This is a genomic window from Pseudomonas sp. RIT778 (assembly GCF_019718735.1).
Classification (GTDB): domain Bacteria; phylum Pseudomonadota; class Gammaproteobacteria; order Pseudomonadales; family Pseudomonadaceae; genus Aquipseudomonas; species Aquipseudomonas aphyarum.
This window is the reverse complement of record NZ_JAIHBA010000046.1, coordinates 1-25978: the sequence shown is the minus strand read 5'-3', so window position 1 is coordinate 25978 and position 25978 is coordinate 1. Positions and strand designations below refer to the sequence as shown.

Below are 25978 nucleotides of genomic sequence, written 5' to 3'. Positions count from 1 at the left end.
ATTTGTTAGCGTCGATTTCTTTGACCCAGGGAGAAGCGCCAATGAAGTTTGCACCGAAATTTCTGGCTGTCGCACTGACTGTGGGGATGGGCCTGGCCACTCAGGCATTCGCCACCGACCTGAAACACTGGCCGGCGGATCAGGCCAAGGCGCTGGATGCGATGATCGCCGCCAACGCCAACAAGGGTAACTACGCGGTGTTCGACATGGACAACACCAGTTACCGCTACGACCTCGAAGAGTCGTTGTTGCCGTTCATGGAAAACAAGGGCCTGATCACCCGCGACAAGCTCGACCCCTCCCTGAAACTGATGCCGTTCAAGGACACCGCCGACCACAAGGAAAGCCTGTTCAGCTACTACTACCGCCTCTGCGAAGTCGACGACATGGTCTGCTATCCATGGGTCGCGCAGGTGTTTTCCGGCTTCACCCTCAAGGAACTCAAGGGCTACGTCGATGAGCTGATGGCCTCGGGCAAACCGGTGCCGGCGACCTATTACGAAGGTGACGTGGTCAAGAACCTGGATGTGAACCCGCCGAAGATCTTCACTGGCCAGAAAGAGCTGTACAACAAACTGATGGAGAACGGCATCGAGGTCTATGTGATGACCGCCGCTTCCGAAGAACTGGTGCGCATGGTCGCGGCCGATCCGAAGTACGGCTACAACGTCAAACCGCAGAACGTGATCGGCGTGACCACGTTGCTGAAGAACCGCGAGACCGGCGAACTGACCACTGCGCGCAAGCAGATCACCGCCGGCAAATATGACGAGAAGGCCAACCTCGGCCTCGAACTGACCCCTTACCTGTGGACCCCGGCGACCTGGATGGCCGGCAAGCACGCGGCGATCCTGACTTACATCGACGAGTGGAAAAAACCGGTACTGGTGGGTGGCGACACGCCGACCAGCGACGGCTACATGCTGTTCCACGATGTGGACGTGGCCAAGGGCGGCATTCACCTGTGGGTCAACCGCAAGGACAAGTACATGACCCAGATCCAGGGCATGATGGCCAAACACGCGGCGGCCCAGGCGAAAGAAGGTTTGCCGGTGACGGCGGACAAGAACTGGGTGATCGTGAAGCCGGAAGAAATCCAGTAATTGCTACGGTGATCGCTCTCGAGCAGAGCGCGATGATCGTTCCCACGCTCCGCGTGGGAATGCAGCCCGTGACGCTCCGCGTCACTGGACGCAGAGCGTCCCTTGAGGCATTCCCACGCGGGAGCGTGGGAACGATCAAAACCTGAAGGCAAAAAAATGCCCCGCACTTGGCGGGGCATTTTTATGCGCGACGGTTAAGCATCACAGCCCGTCGAGCATCGCCTTGTTGCGCACGGCACCCTTGTCGGCGCTGGTCGCCAGCAGGGCGTAGGCCTTGAGGGCGGTGGTCACTTTGCGTGGACGCTGTTCGACCGGTTTCCAGCCTTTCTTGTCCTGCTCGACCCGGCGTGCCGCCAGTTCTTCGTCGCTGATCAACAGGTTGATCGAGCGGTTTGGAATGTCGATCAGCACCTTGTCGCCGTCCTGCACCAGACCGATCGCGCCGCCGGCCGCAGCCTCTGGCGAAGCGTGGCCGATGGACAGACCGGAAGTACCGCCGGAGAAACGGCCGTCGGTCAGCAGGGCGCAGGCTTTGCCCAGGCCTTTGGATTTCAGGTACGAGGTCGGGTAGAGCATTTCCTGCATGCCCGGGCCGCCTTTCGGGCCTTCGTAGCGAATGATGACGATGTCGCCTTCCTTCACTTCGTCGGCGAGGATGCCGCGTACGGCGCTGTCCTGGCTTTCGAAGATCTTCGCGTTGCCTTCGAACACATGAATCGACTCGTCGACACCGGCGGTTTTCACCACGCAGCCGTCCAAGGCGATGTTGCCGTACAGCACGGCCAGGCCGCCTTCTTTCGAATAGGCGTGTTCGAAGCTGCGGATGCAGCCGTTTTCACGGTCGTCGTCCAGGGTTTCCCAGCGGGTCGACTGGCTGAACGCGGTTTGCGTCGGAATGCCGGCCGGGCCTGCCTTGAAGAAATGGTGCACGGCTTCATCGTCGGTCTGGGTGATGTCCCACTTGGCGATGGCTTCTACCATGCTGCGGCTGTGCACGGTCGGCAGGTCGGTGTGCAGCAGGCCGCCACGGGCCAGCGAACCGAGGATGCTGAAAATACCGCCGGCGCGGTGCACGTCTTCCATGTGGTACTTCTGGATGTTCGGCGCGACCTTGCACAGTTGCGGCACCTTGCGAGACAGACGATCGATGTCGCGCAGGTCGAAGTCGATCTCGGCTTCCTGGGCAGCAGCCAGCAAGTGCAGGATGGTGTTGGTCGAACCGCCCATGGCGATGTCGAGCATCATCGCGTTCTCGAACGCCTTGAAGTTGGCGATGTTGCGCGGCAGTACCGATTCGTCGTTCTCACCGTAGTAGCGTTTACACAGCTCGACGATGGTGCGGCCGGCCTGCAGGAACAGCTGCTCGCGGTCGCTGTGGGTGGCCAGGGTCGAACCGTTGCCCGGCAGTGCGAGGCCCAGGGCTTCGGTCAGGCAGTTCATCGAGTTGGCGGTGAACATGCCGGAGCACGAACCGCAGGTCGGGCAGGCGCTGCGCTCGTACTCGGCAACCTTCTCGTCAGAAGCGCTGGAGTCGGCGGCGATGACCATGGCGTCGACGAGGTCGAGACCGTGGCTGGCCAGTTTGGTTTTGCCGGCTTCCATCGGGCCGCCGGAAACAAAGATCGCCGGAATGTTCAGGCGCAGGGCGGCCATCAGCATGCCCGGGGTGATCTTGTCGCAGTTCGAGATGCAGACGATGGCGTCGGCGCAGTGGGCGTTGACCATGTACTCGACGGAGTCGGCGATGATTTCGCGGCTCGGCAGCGAGTAGAGCATGCCGTCGTGGCCCATGGCGATGCCGTCGTCCACGGCGATGGTGTTGAATTCTTTTGCAACGCCGCCAGCGCGTTCGATCTCACGGGCAACCAGTTGACCCAGGTCCTTCAGGTGAACGTGACCCGGTACGAACTGGGTGAAGGAGTTGGCAATGGCGATGATCGGCTTCTTGAAGTCGTCATCTTTCATCCCGGTGGCGCGCCACAGTGCGCGGGCGCCGGCCATGTTGCGGCCGTGGGTAGATGTTTTCGAGCGGTAATCTGGCATGGAGCACTCCGGGCGGCTAATCAGGTATCAAAGGGGAGTGAGCTTCTATTGACGTCTGGAACACTCAGAAATGGCCGTGTGTCCTGATGTTGCCGATGACGTTGCGGGATCGCCGCTGGTCTCAGCCTGAGCTCATAAACCCGCCGGGGATGAATGGCGATGAATCTCGCGATTCTACACCGCTGGCGTCAGGAGGGAATGGCGCAAAGCGTTGTTCCAGTGCTGACGAAGCGTGCGGGATGACGACCGGCAACGTTAATCGCTGTTCGGTTGCCCCTCCAGATCGTTGCGACGACTGATCTGCGCGTTCAATGCCAGTGCCACCCCGCTGAGTATCACGAAGCTGTAGCCCAGCGTGGATTGCAGATTGGTCGGGCTCAGGCTGATCAAGGCACTGATCAAGCCACCGCAAATGAAAATGATCGTGCTGCCGGCCGAGGCCGAGGTGCCGGCGTTTTCCGGAAACAGACTCATGGCCCGGGACGTGGCCGCCGGCCGGGCAATGGTGGTGCCGGCGGTGCAGATCAGCATCGGGATCAGCACGGTCGCCGGAGCCAGTGCAAAGTTCGACGACAGGTACAGCATGGTCACGCCGGCGAACAGGATCAGGCTCAGGCCGACGACCATCTGCTGGCCGCTGTTGATGCGCCTGCTCAGCACGCTGGCGAGGATGCCCCCGGTGACGTAAGCCGCACCGTAGATCAGCAGGATCAACGAAAACTCGTAAGCGGACAGTTGCAGTCGATCCATGAAGATCAGCGGCGAGATCACGATGAATGAAAAGTGGCAGGCGAAGGCAAACGCTGAAATCAGCCAGTAACCGACGAAGTCGAAATCCCCCAGCACCCGTCGATAGGCCGTGAGGAAGTTCGTACGTGTGCCAGTGGCGGTAGGTCGGGTGTTCTCCAGAAACAGCCAGGCCTTGAGCAGCACTGCGGCTGATAATGCGATGAACACCCAGAAGCTGCCGCGCCAGCCCAGCGTTGCCTGAAGAAAGGTGCCAGCCAGCGGCGATATCGAGATGAAAATCCCGCCGGCGGTGACCATTAAAATCCGTAGACGGTCACGTTTTTCGCCTTCGAACAGGTCCTGCACCAGCGCCTGTGACAGCACGAAGCAACCGCAGCCCAGCGCCTGCACCACCCGGAACATCAGAAACAGCGAATAGTCCGAGGTCATCACGCACCCGAGGGCGCCGAGCATCGAAACGCTCATGCCGGCGAGCAGCAGTCCCTTGCGCCCGATCACATCCGACAGAGGCCCGATCAGCAACTGGGCGAAGGCAATTCCGACCGCGAACAGGCTGATCGACAGGGCGATGTCCGCCGGGGTGCGGCGAAAGTGTTCGGCCAGTGCCGGGAACGAAGGCAGCAGGACATCCAGTGGAAAGACGCCGAGCAACACCATTGCCAGCAAAAGACTGACAGCCCCGCGCCGCTGTCGTCGGGTCACCACAGATTGTCCGTCATCCATCGATCAGTCCTGCCCTGGCAAATAATGTCTGGTTTTGAGGTTCGGCAAAAAATCCGGCTTTTTTCAGTGCGTTCAATGTAGCGAGGCTGCCGGCGCGCGCCCGTCGTCGACGGGCCTGGGTCGTTGTCATCGTGCCGAGAATGTCCATCACCGTGGTGTTTGCAATGCCCGCGCCACAGAGGCTTTCCTGCAGCCAGTGCTCATCCACTTCGAAGAAGATTTGCAGAATGTCGAGCAGGGTCGTCGCGGTGAACGTTCGCTGTCGCGGGTTCAGGTGCAACCAGAGGTAGTGGAACACTTCGGTGAAATAGCGGCTGTGGCGCGCTTCGTCGGTGAGGTGATCGCGCAACATGTCGTTGACGCCGGACACCAGGCTGTCGCGGCAGACATCCAGCAGTTCACGGGCAATGATCGTTTCCGAAACGAAGCCCAGAAGAAAGCACGCCAGCGGTCGTTGCTCCTGCCCGGTGCGCGCAATCAGCAGGTTCATCCGGGTGATCCGCCTGGGCATCACGGGGCGCCCGGTGATGGCGTAGATACTGGCGATCTGCTCTGCCACCTGACTGGAAAACAGGGCGTGATAACCCTCGTCGGTGTAGAGCTGGAGTGCGGCGGTTTTCATCGGCGCCGGCACCGCGACCGGCAGCTCGCCGTGGACGATGGTTTCGACGGCGCGGTTGACGATCCGGTGTTCGAGTAACGTGGTGTAGTCGAGAAAATGCACCAGATGCCGGGCCGTAAGCCGATGCAGAATCGAACGGCCCGCTGCTTCAATGGCCGGGTGGGCCAGATAGGGCAGGAATGCCGGCGGAAACCAGTGCCGGGTCTCCAGTTGTTCCTGCACGTTGTCCGGCAAGCGGTAATCGTGGGGGCTGGTGCGAACCGAGGCGCGGGTGTTCCAGTCACTCAGGGTGAACTGAAAGACCGGTTCCGGGGCGAGGGCGCTCATGGTTGTGCCTCACGCAGCAGGTCGCGCATTTCCTGACACATCGCCTGACCGTCGCTTTCCCCGCAACCGACAAAGAACAAGGGTTGCTCCGCACTGTTCTCGAGCTTCAGCAACGTTTCGACCTGATCGTCGGAAAACGCGCCCGTGAGCCAGGTGTTCATGCCCAGCGCTGTAGCCACCAGTTGAAACGTCTGCGAAAGGTGCCCGGCTTCGACGAACGCCATTCGATAGGCGCGCGAGTGCGGGTATTTCCACCAGAGCCGGTCGAAGCGGGCGGTGATGAACAGCCCCAATGGCAGGTTGTTGATGAAATGCTGGCCCCCCAGCAGATTGCCGGGTTCGGTGTCGGGCAAGGGGTTGATGAAGCTCAAGGCGTGTTCGACGGGGTGGTAGGCATACACGCCGGGCGCCAGTCCGTCGACGTTCTGTACAAACACGAACCCGGCGCAGGCATTGAGCCCGCCGCCGGAAGGACTGCTACGCCGTGCGCCAAGCCCGTCGGCAATGCTGTCGTCGCAATCGGCTTCGCGTTCTCGCAGGTAACCGAGTGACAGGTAGAGCAAGGTGCCGACATCGTCCAGCGACACGGCGGCGCCGGTGAAGGATCGGCAGGTCTTTCGCCGGGTCAGTGAACTCGACAGGCTGTCGTCATTCAGTGCCAGCGGTTCGGGCAGGGCGATGAGTGGGGTCGGACAGGTATCTGCAGGAATGTCGGCCGGCGGTGGGGTGGCAAGCACTGTGTTGCAGTGTTCGAGGTATTGCCTGGACCATTCCTGAATGTTTCGTGGAGTGTGTTCGCAAGGAATATCCCGAGTCCCGATATGGTAGATCCTGGACAATTCATCCCAGCCCCAGACAGGCGCTGAGATTTTTGAAGAAGTCAGTATTCCGGCATTTAATAACTGTGTGTCTATTATGTTGCTGTTGTCATATGAATCAGGGTTGTGAATAAGTTGCGCCAATCGGGAGGAGTACTCAAGATCAAGTTCATGTTGAGTATGGTCTTTGTAGTTCCAGACTATCTGGCCGGGCGTTCGTGGCAGTATGAATAAATAAGGGTTTATATGCATGTTGGGGCAAGCTGCTCTGGATAGGTGCTTTGTCAGAGGCGCTGGGTAGCCGGCTATACCCAGCGCCGACCTTACTTAACGGGCTTTAGGTGCGACCAGAAAAGCCAGGTTTGCGAGGGTGCGGGATTCCAGAGTAATTGCTTTCATGATTGAACTCCTTGTTCATTGTTGCTTCGTGGTTAGTTAGTGTCACCTCCGTGGTGACGACTTAATAATAGTTTGTAATGGGTTAATCGCAAGCAAATATTAAGTAGGAATAATCCAGTAATTTTGTCGGAGTGATCTTTGGCTGGAAGTCAGTGTGTAAGTTAGATATCAGTAAATAAAGTATTCGCGGAAATATCCTGCACGTCGGCAGGACGCTAAATGTAGGAAAGCAAAATCAAGGCAAAAAGAAGGGGAGCCCGTGGGCTCCCCTTCTTTATACGCATCGATCCCGTTAGCTGTTGGGCAGCAGGCGGCAGGTGATGCTTTTGATGTAGCGGGTTTCCGGGATGGCCGGGTGTACCGGGTGATCCGGGCCCTGACCGCCGCGCTCCAGCAGCTGGATGTTGCGGTCCAGGTGACGGGCGCTGGTCAGCAGGATGTTCTGCAGGTCGTCTTCCGGCAGGTGCATCGAGCACGAAGCGCTGAACAGGATGCCGTCCTTGGTGAGCAGGCGCATGGCTTGCTCGTTCAGGCGACGGTAGGCGCCTTCACCGTTCTTCAGGTCTTTCTTGCGCTTGATGAACGCAGGCGGGTCGGCAACGATCACGTCGAAGCGCTCTTCGCTGGCCTTGAGTTCCTTCAGGGCTTCGAAGACGTCGCCTTCGATGCAGGTCATCTTGTCGGCGAAACCGTTCAGTGCGGCGTTGCGCTCAACGCCGTCGAGGGCGAAGCCCGATGCGTCGACGCAGAACACTTCGCTGGCGCCGAATGCGGCGGCTTGCACGCCCCAGCCACCGATGTAGCTGTACAGGTCCAGCACGCGCTTGCCTTTGGCGTAAGGGGCCAGGCGTGCGCGGTTCATGCGGTGGTCGTAGAACCAGCCGGTTTTCTGACCTTGAACCACTGGCGCTTCGAATTTCACTCCGTTCTCTTCCAGCGCGACCCACTCCGGCACCACGCCGAACACGGTTTCGGTGTAACGCTCGAGGCCTTCGGCATCGCGGGCGGCGGAGTCGTTCTTGAACAGGATGCCGCTTGGCTTGAGCACTTGGGTCAATGCCGCGATCACGTCATCTTTGTGGGCTTCCATGGTCGCCGAGGCGAGCTGTACCACGAGGATATCGCCGAAACGGTCGACCACCAGACCCGGCAGCAGGTCGGAATCGCCGTAGACAAGACGATAGAACGGCTTGTCGAACAGGCGCTCGCGCAGCGACAGGGCCACGTTCAGACGGTGCACCAGCAGCGACTTGTCCAGCGGCAGCTTGATGTCGCGCGACAGCAGACGTGCGCAGATCAGGTTGTTCGGGCTCATGGCAACGATGCCCAGAGGCTTGCCGCCGGCGGCTTCGAGGATCGCCTGGTCGCCGGCCTTGAAGCCGTGCAACGGGGTGGCGGCCACGTCGATTTCGTTGCTGTAGACCCACAGGTGGCCGGCGCGCAGGCGACGGTCGGCGTTGGCTTTGAGGCGCAAGCTAGGCAGGGACATGACGTCGCTCCGGAAAAAAGAGCGGGAGTATACCGTGTTGCGCCTTATGTCGGGTTTGGCGCGCGATGAAACGCGGCTGACCTCATCACGAGCAGGCCCGCCCCGTATCCACGCGCTTATGCCCTATGCCGACAGCGCGTCAATCAGCGCATTGCTGAACGCCGGAATATCATCCGGTTGGCGGCTGCTGATCAGGTGGCCGTCTTTTACTACCTCCTGATCAACCCAGTTCGCCCCCGCATTGACCAGATCGTCCTTGACGGTCTTGTAGCTGGTCATGGTTTTGCCATTGACCAGCCCTGCCGAAATCAGCAGCCAGCTGCCATGGCAGATCACTGCGATCGGCTTGCCGGCAGAGGTACCGGTCTTGACCAGGTGCTGGGCGTCCTGATCGATGCGGATGGTGTCAGAGTTCTGCACACCACCAGGCAGCACTACGGCATCGTATTGATCGATGCTTGCGCCCTGGAAGGTCTGGTCGACCTTGAAGTCGTCCGCAGGTTTATCGTGATTCCAGCCTTTGACGCTGCCGGCTTCGGCAGAGAGGATGTCAACTTGCGCTCCGGCCTGCTCCAATGCCTGTTTGGGGCCAGTCAGTTCAACCTGCTCGAAACCGTCGGTTACCAGAAAAGCGACGCGCTTGCCGCTGAGAGAAGTCGCCATCGTTAAGCTCCTGAGTCTGTTGGAATTACTGCCCGAGACAGATGGAGAACTGCTCCGGGCACTACAGATTCCGAAGGCTGGTGGAAAGTGAAAGTTCCTGCGAATTGCCCACTGGTGTGTCGTCCGTCGGTTTTTAGAGGTTAGAATCGCGGCCTGTCCCAGAGTGTGTACTTATGTCCCAAGAGCTGACCACCGAACAGATTCAACAGTCCCTGCAAGGCATCAGCGTGCCTGCGCAGCCGCAGATCATGGTGGATCTGCAAATGGAGCAGTACATGCCCGACCCGGATCTGGAGACGATCGCCAAGCTGATCTCCCAGGATCCCGGCCTGTCCGGCTCGCTGCTGAAAATCGTCAACTCGCCGTATTACGGCCTGAGCAACAAGATCACTTCGATCAAGCGCGCGGTGAATCTGCTGGGCAGCCGTTCGATCATCAATCTGATCAACGCGATGTCGATCAAGGGCGAAATGAACGACGACACTATCGTCACCCTCAACCGTTTCTGGGACACCGCCCAGGACGTGGCCATGACCTGCCTGACGCTGGCCAAGCGCGTCGGCACCGAGGCGAGCGACGAGGCTTACGCCTTGGGCCTGTTCCACGACTGCGGCGTGCCGCTGATGCTTCAGCGTTTTCCGGATTACATGAAGACACTCGAACTGGCTTATGCCAACGCGAGCGCCGAGCGCCGGGTCGTGGACACCGAGAACGATGTCTACAACACCAATCACTCGGTGGTCGGTTATTACACCGCCAAGTCCTGGCGCCTGCCGGAGCATGTCAGCGCGGCCATCGCCAACCACCACAATGCCCTGGCGATCTTCAGCGACGAAACCTCGCGCAACAGTCAGATGAAAAACCTGCTGGCGATCCTGAAAATGGCCGAGCACATCTGCGCGTCGTACCGGGTGCTGGGCAACCAGACCGAAGACTTCGAATGGCAGGCCGTCGGGCCGCTGGTGCTGGAATACATCGGCCTTTCGGATTACGACTTCGAAACGTTGAAGCAGACCATCCGCGAACTTGGCGCACACTGATTTAGCAAACTGATTCGAGACCCCCATGCCTGAATTGCCGGAAGTCGAAACCACCCGCCGCGGCATCGCCCCGCACCTGGAAGGCCAGCGCGTCAGCCGGGTGATCGTGCGTGACCGGCGTCTGCGCTGGCCGATTCCCGAAGACCTTGATGTGCGCCTGTCCGGGCAGCGCATCGTGCTGGTGGAGCGGCGCGCCAAGTACCTGCTGATCAACGCCGAAGTCGGCACACTGATCAGCCACTTGGGCATGTCGGGAAACCTGCGGCTGGTGGAGGTGGGGATGCCGGCGGCCAAGCATGAGCATGTCGATATCGAACTGGAGTCGGGCCTGGCCTTGCGCTACACCGATCCTCGGCGTTTCGGGGCGATGCTCTGGAGCACCGACCCGCTCAATCACGAGTTGCTGATTCGCCTGGGCCCGGAGCCGTTGACCGACCTGTTCGATGGCGAGCGCTTGTATCAGCTGTCACGCGGACGTTCGATGGCGGTCAAGCCGTTCATCATGGACAACGCGGTGGTGGTGGGGGTCGGCAATATCTACGCGACTGAAGCGCTGTTCGCCGCCGGTATCGATCCGCGCCGTGAAGCCAAAGGCATTTCCCGGGCGCGCTACTTGAAACTGGCGATCGAGATCAAACGCATCCTCGCTGCCGCCATCGAGCGCGGCGGCACCACGTTGCGTGATTTCATCGGAGGCGACGGGCAGCCGGGGTATTTCCAGCAAGAACTGTTTGTCTACGGTCGTGGCGGCGAGCACTGCAAGGTCTGCGGCACGGGCCTGCGGGAAATGAAGCTCGGCCAGCGCGCCAGCGTCTGGTGTCCGCGCTGCCAAAGCTGAACAAAGCGTCCGAAAAAGTCCTACGGTCTATAGTGAGTTGTCTCACTGTTCAGCCCGAAGGATCGTGCCATGAAGTCCTTGCAAACCCTCATCGTCGCACTGTTGCTGTGCTTCAGCCTGACCGTTCAGGCCACGGAAGGCGGCAGCGGTGACCCTCGTTACGCCATCCAGAATCCACCGGCCTACGCCATGCTCGGCGATCTGCTGATTGCCCGACCATTGCTGGTGGTGGCGACGGTGATCGGTGCCGGGGCGTTCGTCGTGTCGTTGCCGTTCACCGCGCTGGGTGGCGGGATTGGCGATGCGGGAGAGGCGCTGGTGGTGGCGCCGGCGAAAGCGGCGTTCGTGCGTTGTCTGGGTTGCACAGGGGAGGGATTCGAGCAGCGTGAATGACGCGATCGCAGCCAGGAGCTGCGATCGAAGTATTCAGTGGCTCAGGCCTTGCCGGTGATCTTGCGGTACTTCTCCATCAACTGTTCTTCAGTCTCCGGATGGGCTTCGTCCAGCGGAATGCAATCCACCGGGCAGACCTGCTGGCACTGCGGCTCGTCGTAGTGGCCGACGCACTGGGTGCACAGGTTCGGGTCGATCACGTAGATCTCTTCGCCTTGGGAAATGGCGGCGTTCGGGCACTCGGGTTCGCAGACGTCGCAGTTGATGCAATCGTCGGTGATGATCAGGGACATGCTAACTCCAGCCGGGGCGGGGAGCCCGGGCGCTATGAATCAATGCGCGCAATTGTGCCGCATTGGCGCCCGTAGTGCACGCAGGCGCCGTTTGAACGGTCGTTACTTCTTGAAGCGCAGGGTCAGGGCTTCGGCCACCGCCGGGTGGACGAACTTGCTGATATCGCCGCCCAGGGCCGCGATTTCCCGCACCAGGGTCGAGGAAATGAACGAATAACGCTCGGACGGAGTGAGAAACAGGCTCTCCACATCCGGGGCCAACTGGCGGTTCATGTTGGCCAGCTGGAATTCGTATTCGAAGTCCGACACCGCGCGCAGGCCACGCAGGAACACGTTGGCGTTCTGCTCTTTGGCGAAATGCGCCAGCAGCGTCGAGAAGCCGACCACTTCCACGTTCGGCAGGTGTTTGGTGACCTCGCGGGCCAGCTCGACCCGTTGTTCCAGCGGGAACAGCGGATTCTTCTTGGGGCTGGCGGCGACGGCGATGATCACGTGGTCGAACAGGCGCGAGGCGCGTTCGACCAGATCGCCATGGCCCTTGGTAATAGGGTCGAAGGTACCTGGGTACAACACTCGGTTCATCGCGTCGTCCTGGCGGGAATCCGTTGGGGAGTCGGATGGTATCGCAGCCGTCCCGGTCGGGAAAGTCGCCTGTTGGGTAAGAAAGCACTATAGACGATCGGAATTTTCGTCTTTTTCACGGGTTTCTCAACCGTTCGCCGAGGGATGTCGCCAGTTGCGCCGTCAGACCGTACACCGACAACTGCGGGTTGGCGCCGATGCTGGTGGGGAACAAAGAGCCGTCATGAATCGACAGATTGCTCAGTTGATGATGTCGACCGAGGCTGTCGGTGACGGCGGTTTTCGGGTCCTCGCCCATGGCGCAACCGCCCATGACGTGGGCGCTGCCCAGGCGGGTGCGATACAACTCCAGACTCAGGCTGTCGATCAACGAGCGGGCCTCGGCCAGACTGTTCACGTAACGCGCATCAGCGTGCATCGGCATCACCGCTTTGGCGCCGCCGGCGAACTGGATCTCGGCCATGCTGTGGAATGACCGGCGCAAACCCTCCCAGGTGTAAGGCGACACCTGATAGTCGAGCACCGGCGAACCGTCACCGCGCAACTCGACGCTGCCGCCCTGGCTGTCCGGGTGAAAACCGTCGCGCAGCAGGGCGAGCATCGCGTGGGTGTGCGGCAGGTCCGCCATGTGTTGCGCGCTTTCCTGACCGAAACCACCGAGCAACGTGGCGGCCAGCGCCGGGTGCAGCGGTGGCACTTCGAGTTTGTAGGCCATCGGGCCGGTGGTGCCGTCCTTCCATTGGAAATGGTCCGAGTAGATCGACTGCGGTGCGCCGTAAAACGGGTTGATGACTTCGTCGAAACGCCCGGCGGACATGTTCACCAGATGCAGGAAGGTGCGCTTGCCCAGCCGTTTGTGCGGATCCGGTGCATCCGAACGCATCAGCAGCGCCGGGCTGTTGATCCCGCCGCCGGCCAGCACGTAATGCCGCGCGTTGACGGTGATCGTGCGCCCAGTCGGCTCGACGCAACGTTCGTCCATCGCCACGCATTGCAGGCCGGTGACCTTGTCGCCACTGATCAACAGCTTTTCGGCCCGGGCCAGATAGAGCAGTTCGCCACCCTTTTCCAGGGTTGCCGGAATGGTCGTGACCATCATCGATTGTTTGGCGTTGGTCGGGCAGCCCATGCCGCAGTAGCCGAGATTCCAGCAGCCGCGCACGTTGCGCGGGATCACGTGCCAGCTGTAGCCGAGTTGTTCGCAGCCTTTGCGGATCACGTCGTTGTTCGCGTTGGGCGGCACCATCCACGGGGCGACGCCGAGGCGCTGCTCCATTTTTTCGAACCACGGCGCCATGTCGGCGGGGCTGTGGCCTTTGACATTGTGTTCTTTGGCCCAGTGTTCGAGGGTCGGCTCGGGCGTGCGAAAACTCGATGTCCAGTTGATTAGCGTGGTGCCGCCGACCGCGCGGCCCTGAAGGATGGTGATCGCGCCATCCTTGCTCATGCGGCCGATGCCTTCCTGATAGAGGCTGCTGTAGGCCTGGTCTTCCAGCAGTTTGAAATCGCTGCTGGTCTTGAGCGGGCCTTCTTCGATCAGCAGCACTTTGTAGCCGGCGGCGCTGAGGATTTCCGCCGTGGTGCCGCCGCCGGCACCGCTGCCGATGATGGCGACATCGGCTTCCAGGGTCAGGTCATCGGTGAGTTGCGCGCCATTGTAGGTTTTCCAGCCGCGGGCAAGGCCTTCGCGAAACGGGTCGGGTACGGGCATCGATCAGGTTCTCTTATTATTGTTTTACGTGGGTCGCCAGGCTCAAACGACGGGCGGGCCGGGGTAACCGCAATGGGCCCAGGATTCGGCGCGGGTGTACCAGGCCATCATCACCATTTGCAGCAATGAGCTGTGGCCCATGCGCAGCAGGCTCAGCGAGCTGTTTTCCCAGCGTTCGAGGAAGTGGCGGATTGCCTCGGGGCTGGCGTTTTCCCAACTGCCCCAGATTCCGGTCAATGGCCCGCGCGTCACGGCCATGCCCAGCACATCGAACAGTTGCCGGGTGAGCTTGAGCATTTCCGGCGACAGATGATCGAGGCTGTAATCCAGCGACTTCAGGGTTCCATCGACAGCGGCGGGCAGCTTTTCCACAGCTACGGCGCCCTCCAGCAGCACTGGAATCAGCGCGCGCAGAAACAACAGATCGCCGCTGCGCAACGTGGCGAATCCATTGGCCGATACGCTCGACGAACAGCCACTCAGGCTGGCACCAAGGCCGGCGGTAGCGAGGAAAGCCGTGGCGCCCAGGCTGAATTTCAGCAGGCCACGGCGCGACAGGGCAGGTGTTTCGGTCAGGCTTGGGTGCATTGTTGTTATTACCCGGCGGTGACGTTAGCGAATGAACAGTTTCTGGATCAGTTTCTGAATGGATTTGCCGTAGGGCGGGTAGATCAGCTTCGCCGCGTTGAAGCGCTGTTTGACCAGCACGCCCTTGGCCTTGCTGAACGTCAGGAAACCTTCGTGCCCGTGGTAATGGCCCATGCCCGACGGGCCGATGCCGCCGAACGGCATGTCGTCCTGCGCCACGTGCAGCAGCGTGTCGTTGAGGCAGACGCCACCGGAATGGGTTTCGCTGAGCACGCGCTTCTGTTCGCGCTTGTCGTAGCCGAAGTAGTAAAGAGCCAGAGGACGTGGCCGCTGATTGATGTAAGCAAATGCCTGATCCAGATCCTGATACGGCACGATCGGCAGCAGCGGGCCGAAGATCTCGTCCTGCATCACCGTCATCTCGTCGCTGACATTCAGCAGCAGGCTGTGCGGCATACGTCGGCCCTGGCCCTGGTCGAACAGCGGAATCAGCAGCGCGCCCTTGCTGGTGGCGTCGCTGAGATAGCTGTTGAGCCGCGCCAGTTGGCGCTCGTTGATGATCGCGGTGTAGTCCGGGTTGTCGGCGAGTGTCGGATAAAACCCGCGCACCGCCTGGCGATAGGCTTCGACGAAACCGCCGATGCGCGCTTCCGGCACCAGCACGTAGTCCGGGGCCACGCAGGTCTGGCCGGCGTTGAGGGTCTTGCCGAAAGCGATGCGTTCAGCGGCGTCCTTGAGCGGTACGTCGTGGGAAACGATGGCCGGGGATTTGCCGCCCAGCTCAAGAGTCACGGGCGTCAGGTTTTCTGCCGCTGCACGCATCACATGCTTGCCGACGCTGGTGGAGCCGGTGAACAGCAGGTGGTCGAAGCGCATCTTCGAAAATGCCACGCCGACATCGGCCTCGCCGAGCACCACGCACACCAGATCTTCGGGGAAGATCCGCGCCAGCAATTCCTTGAGCAGCAGGCCGGTGGCCGGGGTCGATTCGCTGAGCTTGAGCATCACCCGATTGCCGGCCGCGAGCGCGCCGGTCAACGGGCCGATGGCGAGGAATAACGGGTAGTTCCACGGCACAATGACGCCGACCACACCCAGCGGCTGGTACACGACTTTCGCCGACGCCGGCTGGAAAGCCACACCCACTTTGCGTCGCGAAGGTTTCATCCATTGACTGATGTGCTGGCTGGCATAGTGAATGCCGTGCAGGCTCGGCATCAGTTCGGCGAGCAGGGTTTCATCGGCGCTGCGATGGCTGAAGTCGGAGCTGATGGCGTCGATCAGAGCCTGCCGTTCGCTGCTCAGCAAGTCGCGCAGGGCCTTGAGCCATTGCTGGCGCTGGGCCGCAGGTGGCATCGGGTTGGCGGCGTAGGCGGCACGCTGCGCATCGAACAGCCGGTTGAGCTCTTCCAGCGGCTGTTGCAGCGTTTGCAGGTAGGCAATATCGGCAGTCATTGTCAGCTCCGGAGATGTTGTTATGAGGAACTTTTTAGAGTCTATGCTCTAGAAAGTCAAATGGCTTCCTTGCGCATCCTGGTTTTATCCCGTTCCGGTTAGGTCGTAAGATGCCCCCCAACGCACTCTGAATTAAAGCTCAAGCCATGGCCCCACGGATCAAAACCAGCGAGCGCATCGTGCAGAACAGCCTCGAGCTGTTCAATCAGCAGGGCGAGCGCAGCATCAGCACCAATCACATCGCTGCCCACATGGAGATTTCTCCGGGCAATCTGTACTACCACTTCCCCAACAAGCAGGCGATCATCGCCGTGCTGTTCAGTGAGTACGAAAGCCTGGTGGACAGCTTTCTGCGTCCGCCCCAGGGCCGTGCCGCGACGGTCGAAGACAAGCGTTTCTATCTCAAGGAACTGCTGTCGGCGATGTGGCGCTACCGTTTCCTGCATCGCGATCTTGAGCACCTGCTCGACAGCGATCCGGATCTGGCCGGGCGTTACCGGCGCTTTTCCCAGCGCTGCGTGATCCAGGGTGCGGCGATCTATGAAGGCTTCGTTGCCGCCGGGATCCTGAAGATGGACCGGGTGCAGATCGAGTCCCTGACCCTCAACGCGTGGATCATCCTCACCTCGTGGGTGCGCTTCCTGTGCACGACCCGGGAGAATTCCAATCACCTCAGCGAACAGGCCATCAAGCGTGGCGTGTACCAGGTGCTGGTGCTGGAAGCCGGATTCGTCACCGAGCAGGCCCGCGATGAGGTCAACGCTTTGTTCGAAGAGTTTTACGTGCCGCTGGCCCAGGCCCTCGAAGAAAGACCGTAATTCCATTTCCTCACTGGAGTCGTTCGCTATGCCGATTGCGCAACTGATCAGCCCGACCGCACTGGATGCCCGCAAGGCGCAACCGGGGCTGGTGATTCTCGATTGCCGTTTTGCCCTCGAAGACCCGGATTACGGCCAGCGCAGCTACGCCGAGGGGCACATTGCCGGGGCACATTTCGCCGATCTAGAGCGTGATCTCAGCGGCCCGGTCACCAAAGGCGTGACCGGTCGCCATCCGCTGCCGGAACCGGCGGCGCTGATCGAACGACTGCAAGCGTTCGGCATCGACAACGACAGCGACGTGGTTCTGTATGACGACGGCCCGGGCGCCTATGCGGCGCGGGCCTGGTGGTTGCTGGCGTGGTTGGGCAAGCGTGACGGCGTGTTCATTCTCGATGGCGGGCTCAAGGCCTGGCATGCGGCGGGGCTGCCGTTGAGTCTTGATCCACCGTCAGCGGCCCGGGGCAACTTCAGCGGCCAGCCGGACATGAGCCTGCTGCTCAGCGCCGAGCAATTGCAGCAGCGCCTCGGCCAGCCGGCCCTGACCCTGCTCGATGCCCGCGCCTTGCCGCGCTTCAAGGGTGAAGTGGAACCGATCGACCCGATCGCCGGGCACATTCCCGGCGCGCAATGCGCGGCGTTTACCGACAACCTGGGCAGCGACGGGCGTTTCCTGCCGGCCGATCAGCTCAAGCAGCGTTTCGCCGCGAAACTCGGCGAGCGTTCCCCGAACGATCTGGTGGCTTACTGCGGCTCCGGGGTGACGGCGTGTCACAACCTGTTCGCCCTGTGCCTGGCGGGTTACCCGTTGGGTTCGCTGTATGCCGGATCGTGGAGCGAGTGGATCAACGAGCCGTCGCGCGGTATCGCCACCGGCGAGTAAACGCTCAGCGATCCAGCCGCGCGCTGCGATAGGCCGCCGGCCCCACGCCATAAACCTGTTTGAACTGCCGGCTCAGATGGCTCTGGTCGGCAAATCCCAGCTGAGTGGCGACTTCCACCGGCAGGCAGCCGCTCTGCAACAAGCCCCGCGCGCAGGCGATCCGCTGCTGCATCAGCCAGCTGTGTGGCGGCATGCCGGTGGCGCGGCGGAACACCCGGGCGAAGTGGAAGGGCGAGAGGTTCACGGCCGCCGCCAGTTCTTCCAGTGAGGGCGGCGCCGCCAGTTGCGCGTGCAGCAACTCCTTGGCCATCGCTACCGCGCGGTGTTCTTTGCCGGGATTGCCGTTGATCTGCACCGCCGCATGACGCTGCAACAGCAGCATCATCATCTCGCGCCATACCGTTTGCTGCTGCAACGCGGTGGCGGGGCTTTCCAGCAAGCGATGCAACTGACAGAAACCGTTGACCAGGTCTGGATCGCGATACAGCGTCGCGCCGAAGGCCGGCATCGGTGCGGTCGGCAGTTCCAGTTCATTCAGCAGCGCGACGATCTGCCCGGTGTCGGGATAAAACGCCCGGTACAGCCAGCCGTCCTCGGTGCCCTTGTGGCCGTTATGCACTTCGTCCGGATTGATCAGCACCAGCGTGCCGCTGCCCGCCAGGTGTTCGGCGCCGCGATAACGGTAGCGCTGGGCGCCGGCCATGATCATGCCGATCACATAACCGTCGTGGACGTGCGGGGCGAAACGATGCTCGATGTAGCGCGCGGTCAACAGCTCGACCCCGGCCAGAGGCGCGGCCTGCCAGAAACGGATCGACTCGCCCTGATCGCTCATGACCTCACCCGCGTCCCGCGTCGGCCAGCCACTGCGGAATCCGTCGCTCCAGGTAATAACCCGGTTGGCGGAGCGTGCCGTCAACGAAACCGACGTGTCCGCCCTTGCTCTGCAATTCGAACTGGGTCGTGGCCGACAACTCATTGGCCTGCGGCAGGCTGTGGGGAAACACGAACGGATCGTCCGCTGCCTGAATGATCAGGGTCGGCGTGCGGATCTCACCGAGAAAATAGCGGCTCGACGCGCGGCGATAGTAATCCTCGGCATCGGCGAAACCGTGCAGCGGCGCGGTCACCCGGCCATCGAAATCCCAGAAAGTGCGCATGTTTTCCAGCGAGCCGAGGGCTGCCAGTGCGGCGAGACCGTCCTCACGCCCGTCGTGCTGGAACTGGCGCTGTTTGTTCTTGATGTAGGCCACCATCTCGCGCATGAAGTGCGCCTGATAGACCTTCGAGAAACCCTGGCCGATACGGTCGGCACATTGATCGAGGCGAAACGGCACCGACACCGCCACCGCACCGAGCACGCCGCTGGCGCTGCCGGTTTCCCCCAGATGCTTGAGCAGCACATTGCCGCCGAGGGAATAGCCGACCGCATACAGCGGTGCCAATGGCCGCTTGGCTTTCAGGTGGCGAATGGTCTCGGCGAGGTCTTCGCTGGCACCGGAATGGTAGCTGCGCGGCAACAGGTTCGGTTCGCCCGAGCAGCCGCGCCAGTTCAGCGCGACACTGGCCCAGCCCTGCGCGGCGAGCGCTGCCTGGATTCCCGCGACATAAGGCGAATTGGAAGAACCGGTCAGCCCGTGCAGTACCAACACCAATGGCGCCTCGGCGCTGTGGGGCCCGTGCCAGTCGAGGTCGAGAAAGTCGCCGTCGTCCAGCCACAGCCTTTCGCGCTGGCGATCAAGGTGCACGGTTTTGCGCCACAGCGGCCCCCACAAGGTTTGCAGGTGCGGATTGCCGAGACCGAAGGCGGGGATGAACGGTTTTGACGAAGGGGACACGATTGCTCTCGATGCAGCGCAGCGAGCCTCGGCTGAGGTCCGCCGCTTTTTCAGGCCGGTCGGTTAACCGGCGATCACTGCCATACGTTGCCACAACGCGTAGTACACCCGCCCGGATTTCTGCTCGCGGTGCAGGCGCCAGTTGCCCGGCAGGCCGAGGGTCGATGGCGCGGTTTCGCTTTCAGTGTAGATCCACGAATCGTCGGCCAGCCATTGGCGCTCTTCAAGCAGCGTGCACACGGCTGGCAGCAGGTTCTGGTTGAACGGCGGGTCGAGGAACACCAGATCGAACGCCGTTGCGGTCTGGGTTTCCAGGTAGCGCAGCGCATCGGCAGTCTGCACGTGACCGTTGGTGCAGCGCAGGGTGCCGAGGTGTTCTTTCAGGCTGGAGACCGCGACATGACTGGCATCCAGCGCCTGACCCATGGCCGCGCCACGGGACAGCGCTTCCAGAAACAGCGCGCCGCTGCCGGCGAACGGATCGAGCACCTTGGCCCCGGCAACGTAGGGCGCGAGCCAGTTGAACAGGGTTTCACGCACCCGGTCTGGCGTCGGACGCAAGCCCGGCGCATCAGGAAAACTCAGCTTTCGGCTGCGCCATTCGCCGCCGATGATGCGCAACTGGTTCACACCGTTGTGCAGTTTTTGTACAGGTTTCTTTGGACTGGCCATTAATGCTCCGGAACCCCGAGCGGCTGCTCGGCAGGTTTATCAGATGGGGCCGGTAACGGCTTTTGCGGCACGGTCGGGCCAGCGCTGACGATGACCAGTTTATCCGTGCTCAAGTGTTTGTTCAGAACGTCACGAACCTGCTCGACTGTCAGGCTCTGGGACTGACGCATGAAGTCGTCCAGATAACTCAGCGGCAGGTTGTAGAAACCCATGGCGCCGAGCTGGCCGACGATATCGGCGTTGCTCGCGGTAGACAGTGGGAAGCTGCCGGCCAGTTCGCGCTTGGCGTCGTCGAGTTCTTTCTGGGTCGGGCCGGTCTTGAGGTAGTCGGCGAGCACGTCCTGCACCAGTTTCAGGGTGCCTTCGCTCATTTCCGCGCGGGTCTGCAGGTTGATCATGAACGGGCCGCGAGCCTGCATCGGGCTAAAGGCCGAATACACGCCGTAGGTCAGGCCGCGCTTCTCGCGCACTTCGCTCATCAGCCGGGTGCCGAAACCGCCACCGCCGAGGATCTGGTTGCCCATCGACAGCGCGGCGTAGTCCGGGTCATCACGGTCGATGCCCAGTTGCGCGATCATCAGGTTGGTCTGCTTCGACGGAAACTCGATGTGGCCGATGCCGGCTTTCGGCTCGGTCGGTTGCTCGACTTTCGCCAGCGCCGGGCCTTTTGGCAGTGCAGCGGACACCTGATTGGCAATCGCCTCGGCTTCGCTGCGGGACAGATCGCCCACCAGCGCGATCACCACGTTGCCGGCGGCATAGGCCTTGGCATGGAACTCACGCAATTGCGCCAGCGTGATCTTCGGCACGCTTTGCGCGTTGCCGTCGCTGGAGTGTGCATACGGATGATCGCCGTACAGACGCTTCATCAGCTCCAGGCTGGCGAGTTTGCCGGGGTTCTGTTTCTGGTACTCGAAACCGGCGAGCATCTGGTTCTTGATGCGCGCGAAGGAGTCGGCCGGGAAGGTCGGTTTGCCCACCACTTCCGAGAACAGCTTCAGCGCCGGCTCGCGTTTGTCGGCAGCACTGAGGCTGCGCAGCGACGCGATGGCCATGTCTTTATAGGCGCCGTTGCCGAAATCCGCGCCCAGGCCTTCGAAACCTTGGGCGATGGCGCCGACATCCTTGCCCGCCACACCTTCGTTGACCATGGCGTTGGTCAGCAGGGCCAGACCCGGCGCGTTGCCGTCCTGACTGCTGCCGGCGGAAAAGATCAGGCGCATGTCGAACATCGGCAGTTCGCGGGCTTCGACGAACAGCACCTTGGCGCCTTCGGCGGTGCTCCAGGTCTGCACGTCGAGCTTGCGGCTGGCCGGGGCCTTGCCGTCGAGTTCGGCCAGCGATTGCAGCTTCTGACTGGACTTGGCGTTATCCAGCGCTTCGCTGGCCTTGCTGTTGTCGCTCGGCACCAGATAGAACGCAGCGGAGCCGATGATGGCCACGGCGATCAGGCCGAGCAGCAGGCGTGGGGTTTTGCGCTCACTCATGAGTCGTCTCCAGTGGCAGGACGTGGGCGACGCTGAGACGTTCGCGGGTGAAATACAGCTTGGCGGCGTTCTGGATGTCTTGCGGGGTGACGCTTTCCAGATCGGCCAGTTCAGTGTCCATCAGCTTCCACGACAGACCGACAGTCTCCAGCTGGCCGATGGCGGTGGCCTGGCTGGTAATCGAATCGCGCTCGAAGACCAGACCGGCGATGACCTGCGCACGCACACGCTCCAGTTCTTCAGCGGACGGTGCGGTGGTTTTCAGCTGTTCCAGCAGTTTCCACAGGCCGGCTTCAGCCTGGGCCATGGTCTTTTTCTTCTGGGTGTTCGGCGTGGCCGACAGGGTGAACAGGCTGTCGCCGCGAGTGTAGGCGTCGTAGCTCGACGAGCCGCCGGACACCAGCTCTTCACCGCGCTCCAGTTGGGTCGGGATGCGACCGCTGTAGCCGCCGTCCAGCAACGCCGAAATCAGGCGCAAGGCGTTGACCGAGCGTTTGTCTTCGGCGGTGGCGATGCTCGGGACGTTGAAACCGAGCATCAGGCTCGGCAGTTGGGTCTGCACGTGCAGGGTGATCTGGCGTTCACCGGGCTCGGCCAGTTCCAGCGGTTTTTTCGCCGGCGGCACGTCGCGTTTCGGGATCGGCCCGAAGTAGCGCTGGGCGAGGGTCTTCACCTCGTCCGGGGTCACGTCGCCGACTACCACCAGCGTGGCGTTGTTCGGCAAGTACCAGGACTGATACCAGTGACGCAGTTCTTCGACCTTCATCCGCTCAAGGTCAGCCATCCAGCCGATGGTCGGCGTGTGGTAACCGCTGGCCGGGTAGGCCATGGCCTTGTAGCGCTCGTAAGCCTTGGACATCGGCTTGTCATCGGTGCGCAGGCGACGCTCTTCCTTGATGACTTCGATTTCCTTGGCGAACTCGTCGGCCGGCAGGCGCAGGTTGGCCATGCGGTCGGCTTCAAGTTCGAAGGCCACGCCCAGACGGTCGCGGGCCAGCACCTGGTAATAAGCGGTGAAGTCGTCGCTGGTGAACGCGTTCTCTTCGGCGCCGAGATCGCGCAGGATCAGCGAGGCTTCGCCGGGGCCGACTTTCTCGCTGCCCTTGAACATCATGTGCTCGAGGGCGTGGGACAGACCGGTCTGGCCCGGGGTTTCGTAGCTGGAACCGACCTTGTACCAGACCTGCGACACCACCACCGGCGCGCGATGGTCTTCGCGCACGACGACCTTCAGGCCGTTGTCGAGGGTGAATTCGTGGGTCGGTTGCGGGTCGGCCGCCAGGGCCGAAAGGGGCAGGCAGACTGTGCTGAGCAGCAGGCCTGCGGCGCGGCGGGCTAGAGCATTCATTCGTTTTTAAACCTGTTGGGCTGCCCGCTTGGTCTTAGCGTCGGCGGGCGAGAGGGTGCTAGGATACTGATCCGTTTTACCGGCGACCACGCCTATCCGGTTTTGAAACCTGATCAGGTTGTATGGGTTTGCGGCAGAAGGCTTTGGTTTATCAGCTAAACTTCGCTTTTTCGCCGATTTTGCCGGCCAGTCCTTCATTAAAACGATTCCTTTGAGGTGCCGTTGGTGCCTCGACAAAATGTTGCGCGTGAACAAGCTGGGTGAAACACAGTCTGTTCTGCATCGAATATTTATTTGCCGGGGCGCCCCTGTGGCGCGTCGCTACCGTGAGATAGCCGTCCTCCATGTTTGGTTCCAACGACGACAAGAAGACCCCAGCTGCGGCTGGCGAGAAGAAAAGCCTGTTCGGATGGCTGCGCAAGAAACCGCAGGAACCCGTCGTCGAACAGCCGACTGCCATTCCTGAACCAGCCCCTGCGCCCGCTCCCGTAATAGAAGAAGCGCCGGCACCGGTCGTGCTGCCGATCGCCGAGCCGGTGCTGCAACCGGTGGCCGAGGCCGAGCCAGAAGCGCCGGCTGCCGCTGAATTGCCGCTGACCCCGGCCAGCGAGCCGTGGCTGACCTTGCCAGTGGCGGAAGAACCGGTGGCGCTGGTTGAAGAGGCTGCGCCGCATGTTACGCCGCCGATTCCTGCGCCGGTTGCGTTCGCTGCTGAGCCTGTTCAGGCGCCGGTGGTGGAAGCCGCTCCGGTCATTCCAGAACCTGTGGTTGCTGCCCCGGTTGCCCCGATTGTTGAAGCGCCCGAGCCTGCACCTGCACCTGCACCTGCACCTGCACCTGCACCTGCACCGGTCGCCGTAGCGCCAGCCGCGCCAGCCGCTCCTGTGGAAATCCAGGTTGAAACCCCGGTCGAGCCGCCGCGCACCGAAGAATCCAAGGCCGGTTTCTTCGCCCGTCTCAAGCAGGGCCTGTCCAAGACCAGCGCCAGCATCGGCGAAGGCATGGCCAGCCTGTTCCTCGGCAAGAAAGCCATCGATGACGATCTGCTCGACGATCTCGAAACCCGCCTGCTGACTGCCGACGTCGGCGTCGAGGCGACTTCGGTGATCATCCAGCGCCTGACCCAGAAGGTCGCGCGTAAAGAGCTGGCCGATTCCGACGCCCTGTACAAATCCCTGCAGGCCGAGCTGGCTGCAATGCTCAAACCGGTCGAGCAGCCGTTGAAGATCGTTTCCCAGAACAAGCCGTTCGTGATTCTCGTGGTCGGCGTCAACGGCGCCGGCAAGACCACCACCATCGGCAAACTGGCGAAGAAACTGCAGCTGGAAGGCAAGAAAGTCATGCTCGCTGCCGGTGACACCTTCCGTGCCGCGGCTGTCGAGCAGTTGCAGGTCTGGGGCGAGCGCAACAAGATTCCGGTGATTGCCCAGCACACAGGCGCGGACTCGGCTTCGGTGATCTTCGACGCCGTGCAGGCCGCCAAGGCTCGTGGCATCGACGTGCTGATCGCCGACACCGCCGGTCGTCTGCACACCAAAGACAACCTGATGGAAGAACTGAAAAAGGTTCGCCGGGTGATCGGCAAGCTCGACGCCGATGCGCCGCACGAAGTGCTGCTGGTGCTCGACGCCGGCACCGGCCAGAACGCCATCAACCAGGCCAAGCAATTCAACCAGACCGTCGAACTGACCGGCCTGGCGCTGACCAAGCTGGACGGCACCGCCAAGGGCGGGGTGATTTTCGCCCTGGCCAAACAGTTCGGCCTGCCGATCCGCTATATCGGCGTCGGTGAAGGCATCGACGATCTGCGTACCTTTGAAGCCGAACCCTTTGTCCAGGCACTGTTTGCCGAGCGGGAGCGTTCATGATTCGTTTCGAACAGGTCGGTAAGCGCTACCCGAACGGTCACGTCGGCTTGCATGAGCTGAGCTTTCGAGTCCGTCGCGGCGAGTTCCTGTTTGTCACCGGCCACTCCGGTGCCGGTAAATCCACGTTGTTGCGCCTGTTGCTGGCGATGGAACGTCCGACCAGCGGCAAACTGCTGTTGGCCGGGCAGGACCTGAGCACCATCAGCAATGCGCAGATTCCGTTTCTGCGTCGGCAGATCGGCGTGGTGTTCCAGAACCATCAACTGCTGTTCGATCGCACGGTGTTCAACAACGTCGCGCTGCCGTTGCAGATTCTCGGGCTGTCCAAGGTCGAGATCGCCAAGCGCGTCGATTCGGCGTTGGAGCGCGTGGCGCTGTCGGACAAGGCCGAGTTGTATCCGGGCGACCTGTCGACCGGTCAGCAACAACGCGTCGGCATTGCCCGCGCCATCGTTCACCGTCCGGCCCTGCTGCTGGCGGACGAACCGACCGGTAACCTCGACCCGCGTCTGGCGGCCGAGATCATGGGCGTGTTCGAAGACATCAACCGTCTGGGCACCAGCGTGCTGATCGCCAGTCACGACCTGGCGCTGATCGCGCGCATGCGCCATCGCATGCTGACCCTGCAACGCGGCCGATTGATCGGCGACGGGGAGGCCGGCGTATGAGTGCAACACGCAGTCCGAAGGTTTCCGAGCGCGTGGCCCCGAAGGCCGCCGATCCGCAACCGCCAAAGAAGAAAAAGCACGACGATGACGACGGTCCGGACTTTGCCACGTTGTTCCGTGCCTGGATCGAAAGCCATCGCGCCAGCTGGATCGACAGCCTGCGCCGTCTCGGCAAGCAGCCGATCGGCAGCTTCTTCACCTGCATGGTGATGGCGGTTGCGCTGAGTCTGCCGATGGGCCTTTCGTTGCTGCTGAGCAACGTCGAGCGTCTGGGCGGCTCGTGGCAGCGCGCGGCGCAGATTTCGCTGTACCTGGAACTCGAGGCGAGTCCGGCTCAGGGCGAAGCGTTGCGCGACCAGATCAAAGGCATGCCGGGCGTAGCTGATGCTGAATATGTCGGCCGCGATCAGGCGCTGGAAGAGTTCCAGCAGCAGTCCGGATTGGGCGAAGCCCTGCGCGAGCTGCCGGAAAACCCGCTGCCGGGCGTGGTACTGGTGACGCCGAACGAGGTCGACAAGTCGACCCTGGAAGCATTAAGACAAAAACTTTCCGAGCTGCC

Annotated in this window: 26 protein-coding genes; 9 read left to right on the top strand and 17 right to left on the bottom strand. The window is 61.7% G+C overall.

The window, feature by feature from the left end; genetic code table 11:
• The first annotated feature begins 41 nt into the window (after positions 1-41).
• Positions 42-1103, top strand: coding sequence for a phosphorylcholine phosphatase (locus K5E37_RS26600; protein ID WP_085605918.1), 1062 nt, complete (start codon positions 42-44; stop codon positions 1101-1103).
• A gap of 201 nt (positions 1104-1304) precedes the next feature.
• On the opposite strand, the gene ilvD is transcribed toward K5E37_RS26600, so the two are convergent.
• From ilvD to K5E37_RS26570, 6 genes are all read right to left on the bottom strand, one after another.
• Entirely contained in the window at positions 1305-3146 is a 1842-nt protein-coding gene (ilvD, locus tag K5E37_RS26595; protein ID WP_221535571.1) for a dihydroxy-acid dehydratase, read from the bottom strand.
• Positions 3147-3401: 255 nt separating this feature from the next.
• Positions 3402-4619, bottom strand: a complete 1218-nt coding sequence (locus tag K5E37_RS26590; RefSeq protein ID WP_221535570.1) for a multidrug effflux MFS transporter — start codon at positions 4617-4619, stop codon at positions 3402-3404.
• Positions 4612-5568, bottom strand: a complete 957-nt coding sequence (locus tag K5E37_RS26585) for a diiron oxygenase (protein WP_221535569.1) — start codon at positions 5566-5568, stop codon at positions 4612-4614. The genes K5E37_RS26590 and K5E37_RS26585 overlap by 8 nt, the downstream gene beginning before the upstream one ends.
• Positions 5565-6638: a SagB family peptide dehydrogenase gene (locus K5E37_RS26580; protein WP_221535568.1), complete on the bottom strand. Its 1074-nt coding sequence runs from the start codon at positions 6636-6638 to the stop codon at positions 5565-5567. The genes K5E37_RS26585 and K5E37_RS26580 overlap by 4 nt, the downstream gene beginning before the upstream one ends.
• 439 nt (positions 6639-7077) lie before the next feature.
• Positions 7078-8274 carry a class I SAM-dependent rRNA methyltransferase gene (locus K5E37_RS26575; protein ID WP_085605910.1) on the bottom strand — a complete coding sequence of 399 codons (1197 nt, stop codon included), beginning with the start codon at positions 8272-8274 and terminating at the stop codon, positions 7078-7080.
• A gap of 123 nt (positions 8275-8397) precedes the next feature.
• The gene (locus tag K5E37_RS26570; protein WP_011336400.1) at positions 8398-8937 is read right to left on the bottom strand and encodes a type 1 glutamine amidotransferase domain-containing protein; all 540 of its coding nucleotides are present in this window, start codon (positions 8935-8937) and stop codon (positions 8398-8400) included.
• 227 nt (positions 8938-9164) lie between these two features.
• Here K5E37_RS26570 and K5E37_RS26565 point away from each other — a divergent pair, with 227 nt between their 5' ends.
• The 3 genes from K5E37_RS26565 (at position 9165) to K5E37_RS26555 (ending at position 11208) form a co-directional block, all read left to right on the top strand.
• Positions 9165-9977, top strand: a complete 813-nt coding sequence (locus tag K5E37_RS26565; protein WP_173940172.1) for an HDOD domain-containing protein — start codon at positions 9165-9167, stop codon at positions 9975-9977.
• 25 nt (positions 9978-10002) lie between these two features.
• Complete coding sequence (gene mutM, locus K5E37_RS26560; protein WP_007953423.1) at positions 10003-10815, top strand: bifunctional DNA-formamidopyrimidine glycosylase/DNA-(apurinic or apyrimidinic site) lyase; 813 nt, start codon at positions 10003-10005, stop codon at positions 10813-10815.
• 69 nt (positions 10816-10884) lie between these two features.
• The gene (locus K5E37_RS26555; RefSeq protein WP_007953415.1) at positions 10885-11208 is read left to right on the top strand and encodes a hypothetical protein; all 324 of its coding nucleotides are present in this window, start codon (positions 10885-10887) and stop codon (positions 11206-11208) included.
• A gap of 41 nt (positions 11209-11249) precedes the next feature.
• Here the strand turns inward: K5E37_RS26555 and K5E37_RS26550 are convergent, their stop codons facing one another.
• The 5 genes from K5E37_RS26550 to K5E37_RS26530 form a co-directional block, all read right to left on the bottom strand.
• Positions 11250-11501, bottom strand: a complete 252-nt coding sequence (locus tag K5E37_RS26550; protein WP_003195146.1) for a YfhL family 4Fe-4S dicluster ferredoxin — start codon at positions 11499-11501, stop codon at positions 11250-11252.
• A 102-nt stretch (positions 11502-11603) separates the two neighbouring features.
• Complete coding sequence (gene coaD, locus K5E37_RS26545) at positions 11604-12083, bottom strand: pantetheine-phosphate adenylyltransferase (protein WP_007953414.1); 480 nt, start codon at positions 12081-12083, stop codon at positions 11604-11606.
• 115 nt (positions 12084-12198) lie between these two features.
• Positions 12199-13794, bottom strand: a complete 1596-nt coding sequence (locus tag K5E37_RS26540) for a GMC family oxidoreductase (RefSeq protein ID WP_221535567.1) — start codon at positions 13792-13794, stop codon at positions 12199-12201.
• Between the two features lie 42 nt (positions 13795-13836).
• Positions 13837-14382 carry a twin-arginine translocation pathway signal protein gene (locus K5E37_RS26535; RefSeq protein ID WP_221535566.1) on the bottom strand — a complete coding sequence of 182 codons (546 nt, stop codon included), beginning with the start codon at positions 14380-14382 and terminating at the stop codon, positions 13837-13839.
• Positions 14383-14406: 24 nt separating this feature from the next.
• A complete protein-coding gene (locus K5E37_RS26530) occupies positions 14407-15837 on the bottom strand; it encodes a coniferyl aldehyde dehydrogenase (RefSeq protein ID WP_085605905.1) in 1431 nt (476 codons plus the stop codon).
• Positions 15838-15983: 146 nt separating this feature from the next.
• Here K5E37_RS26530 and K5E37_RS26525 point away from each other — a divergent pair, with 146 nt between their 5' ends.
• Complete coding sequence (locus K5E37_RS26525) at positions 15984-16655, top strand: TetR/AcrR family transcriptional regulator (RefSeq protein ID WP_007953407.1); 672 nt, start codon at positions 15984-15986, stop codon at positions 16653-16655.
• A gap of 28 nt (positions 16656-16683) precedes the next feature.
• Positions 16684-17538 (top strand): sulfurtransferase, encoded by an 855-nt coding sequence (locus tag K5E37_RS26520; RefSeq protein WP_115079521.1) that lies wholly within the window; start codon positions 16684-16686, stop codon positions 17536-17538.
• Positions 17539-17542: 4 nt separating this feature from the next.
• Here K5E37_RS26520 and K5E37_RS26515 read toward each other — a convergent pair whose 3' ends face one another.
• The 6 genes from K5E37_RS26515 to K5E37_RS26490 all read right to left on the bottom strand — a co-directional run bounded on the left by K5E37_RS26515 (position 17543) and on the right by K5E37_RS26490 (position 23229).
• Complete coding sequence (locus K5E37_RS26515; protein ID WP_102716712.1) at positions 17543-18373, bottom strand: AraC family transcriptional regulator; 831 nt, start codon at positions 18371-18373, stop codon at positions 17543-17545.
• 4 nt (positions 18374-18377) lie between these two features.
• Complete coding sequence (locus K5E37_RS26510) at positions 18378-19376, bottom strand: hydrolase (RefSeq protein WP_221535565.1); 999 nt, start codon at positions 19374-19376, stop codon at positions 18378-18380.
• A gap of 63 nt (positions 19377-19439) precedes the next feature.
• A complete protein-coding gene (gene rsmD / locus K5E37_RS26505) occupies positions 19440-20048 on the bottom strand; it encodes a 16S rRNA (guanine(966)-N(2))-methyltransferase RsmD (RefSeq protein ID WP_007953401.1) in 609 nt (202 codons plus the stop codon).
• The gene (locus K5E37_RS26500; RefSeq protein ID WP_221535564.1) at positions 20048-21535 is read right to left on the bottom strand and encodes a pitrilysin family protein; all 1488 of its coding nucleotides are present in this window, start codon (positions 21533-21535) and stop codon (positions 20048-20050) included. Before K5E37_RS26500 ends, rsmD begins: the two co-directional genes overlap by 1 nt.
• Positions 21528-22883 (bottom strand): pitrilysin family protein, encoded by a 1356-nt coding sequence (locus K5E37_RS26495; protein ID WP_221535563.1) that lies wholly within the window; start codon positions 22881-22883, stop codon positions 21528-21530. Before K5E37_RS26495 ends, K5E37_RS26500 begins: the two co-directional genes overlap by 8 nt.
• Before the next feature lie 151 nt (positions 22884-23034).
• Entirely contained in the window at positions 23035-23229 is a 195-nt protein-coding gene (locus K5E37_RS26490) for a hypothetical protein (protein ID WP_080511029.1), read from the bottom strand.
• Between K5E37_RS26490 and ftsY the strand changes: the two genes are divergently transcribed.
• The 3 genes from ftsY to K5E37_RS26475 form a co-directional block, all read left to right on the top strand.
• A complete protein-coding gene (ftsY, locus tag K5E37_RS26485; RefSeq protein ID WP_221535562.1) occupies positions 23228-24751 on the top strand; it encodes a signal recognition particle-docking protein FtsY in 1524 nt (507 codons plus the stop codon). The genes K5E37_RS26490 and ftsY overlap by 2 nt on opposite strands.
• Positions 24748-25419, top strand: coding sequence for a cell division ATP-binding protein FtsE (gene ftsE / locus K5E37_RS26480; protein ID WP_007953396.1), 672 nt, complete (start codon positions 24748-24750; stop codon positions 25417-25419). Before ftsY ends, ftsE begins: the two co-directional genes overlap by 4 nt.
• The coding region (locus K5E37_RS26475) for an ABC transporter permease (protein ID WP_221535561.1) at positions 25416-25978 on the top strand (563 nt) is incomplete at its 3' end. The genes ftsE and K5E37_RS26475, both read left to right, overlap by 4 nt.

Coding starts and splice junctions, on each gene's coding strand:
- K5E37_RS26600 (WP_085605918.1), top strand. CDS start 42: ATGAAGTTTGCACCGAAATTTCTGGCTGTCGCACTGACTGTGGGGATG.
- ilvD (WP_221535571.1), bottom strand. CDS start 3,146: ATGCCAGATTACCGCTCGAAAACATCTACCCACGGCCGCAACATGGCC.
- K5E37_RS26590 (WP_221535570.1), bottom strand. CDS start 4,619: ATGGATGACGGACAATCTGTGGTGACCCGACGACAGCGGCGCGGGGCT.
- K5E37_RS26585 (WP_221535569.1), bottom strand. CDS start 5,568: ATGAGCGCCCTCGCCCCGGAACCGGTCTTTCAGTTCACCCTGAGTGAC.
- K5E37_RS26580 (WP_221535568.1), bottom strand. CDS start 6,638: ATGCATATAAACCCTTATTTATTCATACTGCCACGAACGCCCGGCCAG.
- K5E37_RS26575 (WP_085605910.1), bottom strand. CDS start 8,274: ATGTCCCTGCCTAGCTTGCGCCTCAAAGCCAACGCCGACCGTCGCCTG.
- K5E37_RS26570 (WP_011336400.1), bottom strand. CDS start 8,937: ATGGCGACTTCTCTCAGCGGCAAGCGCGTCGCTTTTCTGGTAACCGAC.
- mutM (WP_007953423.1), top strand. CDS start 10,003: ATGCCTGAATTGCCGGAAGTCGAAACCACCCGCCGCGGCATCGCCCCG.
- K5E37_RS26555 (WP_007953415.1), top strand. CDS start 10,885: ATGAAGTCCTTGCAAACCCTCATCGTCGCACTGTTGCTGTGCTTCAGC.
- K5E37_RS26550 (WP_003195146.1), bottom strand. CDS start 11,501: ATGTCCCTGATCATCACCGACGATTGCATCAACTGCGACGTCTGCGAA.
- coaD (WP_007953414.1), bottom strand. CDS start 12,083: ATGAACCGAGTGTTGTACCCAGGTACCTTCGACCCTATTACCAAGGGC.
- K5E37_RS26540 (WP_221535567.1), bottom strand. CDS start 13,794: ATGCCCGTACCCGACCCGTTTCGCGAAGGCCTTGCCCGCGGCTGGAAA.
- K5E37_RS26535 (WP_221535566.1), bottom strand. CDS start 14,382: ATGCACCCAAGCCTGACCGAAACACCTGCCCTGTCGCGCCGTGGCCTG.
- K5E37_RS26530 (WP_085605905.1), bottom strand. CDS start 15,837: ATGACTGCCGATATTGCCTACCTGCAAACGCTGCAACAGCCGCTGGAA.
- K5E37_RS26525 (WP_007953407.1), top strand. CDS start 15,984: ATGGCCCCACGGATCAAAACCAGCGAGCGCATCGTGCAGAACAGCCTC.
- K5E37_RS26520 (WP_115079521.1), top strand. CDS start 16,684: ATGCCGATTGCGCAACTGATCAGCCCGACCGCACTGGATGCCCGCAAG.
- K5E37_RS26515 (WP_102716712.1), bottom strand. CDS start 18,373: ATGAGCGATCAGGGCGAGTCGATCCGTTTCTGGCAGGCCGCGCCTCTG.
- rsmD (WP_007953401.1), bottom strand. CDS start 20,048: ATGGCCAGTCCAAAGAAACCTGTACAAAAACTGCACAACGGTGTGAAC.
- K5E37_RS26500 (WP_221535564.1), bottom strand. CDS start 21,535: ATGAGTGAGCGCAAAACCCCACGCCTGCTGCTCGGCCTGATCGCCGTG.
- K5E37_RS26495 (WP_221535563.1), bottom strand. CDS start 22,883: ATGAATGCTCTAGCCCGCCGCGCCGCAGGCCTGCTGCTCAGCACAGTC.
- ftsY (WP_221535562.1), top strand. CDS start 23,228: ATGTTTGGTTCCAACGACGACAAGAAGACCCCAGCTGCGGCTGGCGAG.
- K5E37_RS26490 (WP_080511029.1), bottom strand. CDS start 23,229: ATGGAGGACGGCTATCTCACGGTAGCGACGCGCCACAGGGGCGCCCCG.
- ftsE (WP_007953396.1), top strand. CDS start 24,748: ATGATTCGTTTCGAACAGGTCGGTAAGCGCTACCCGAACGGTCACGTC.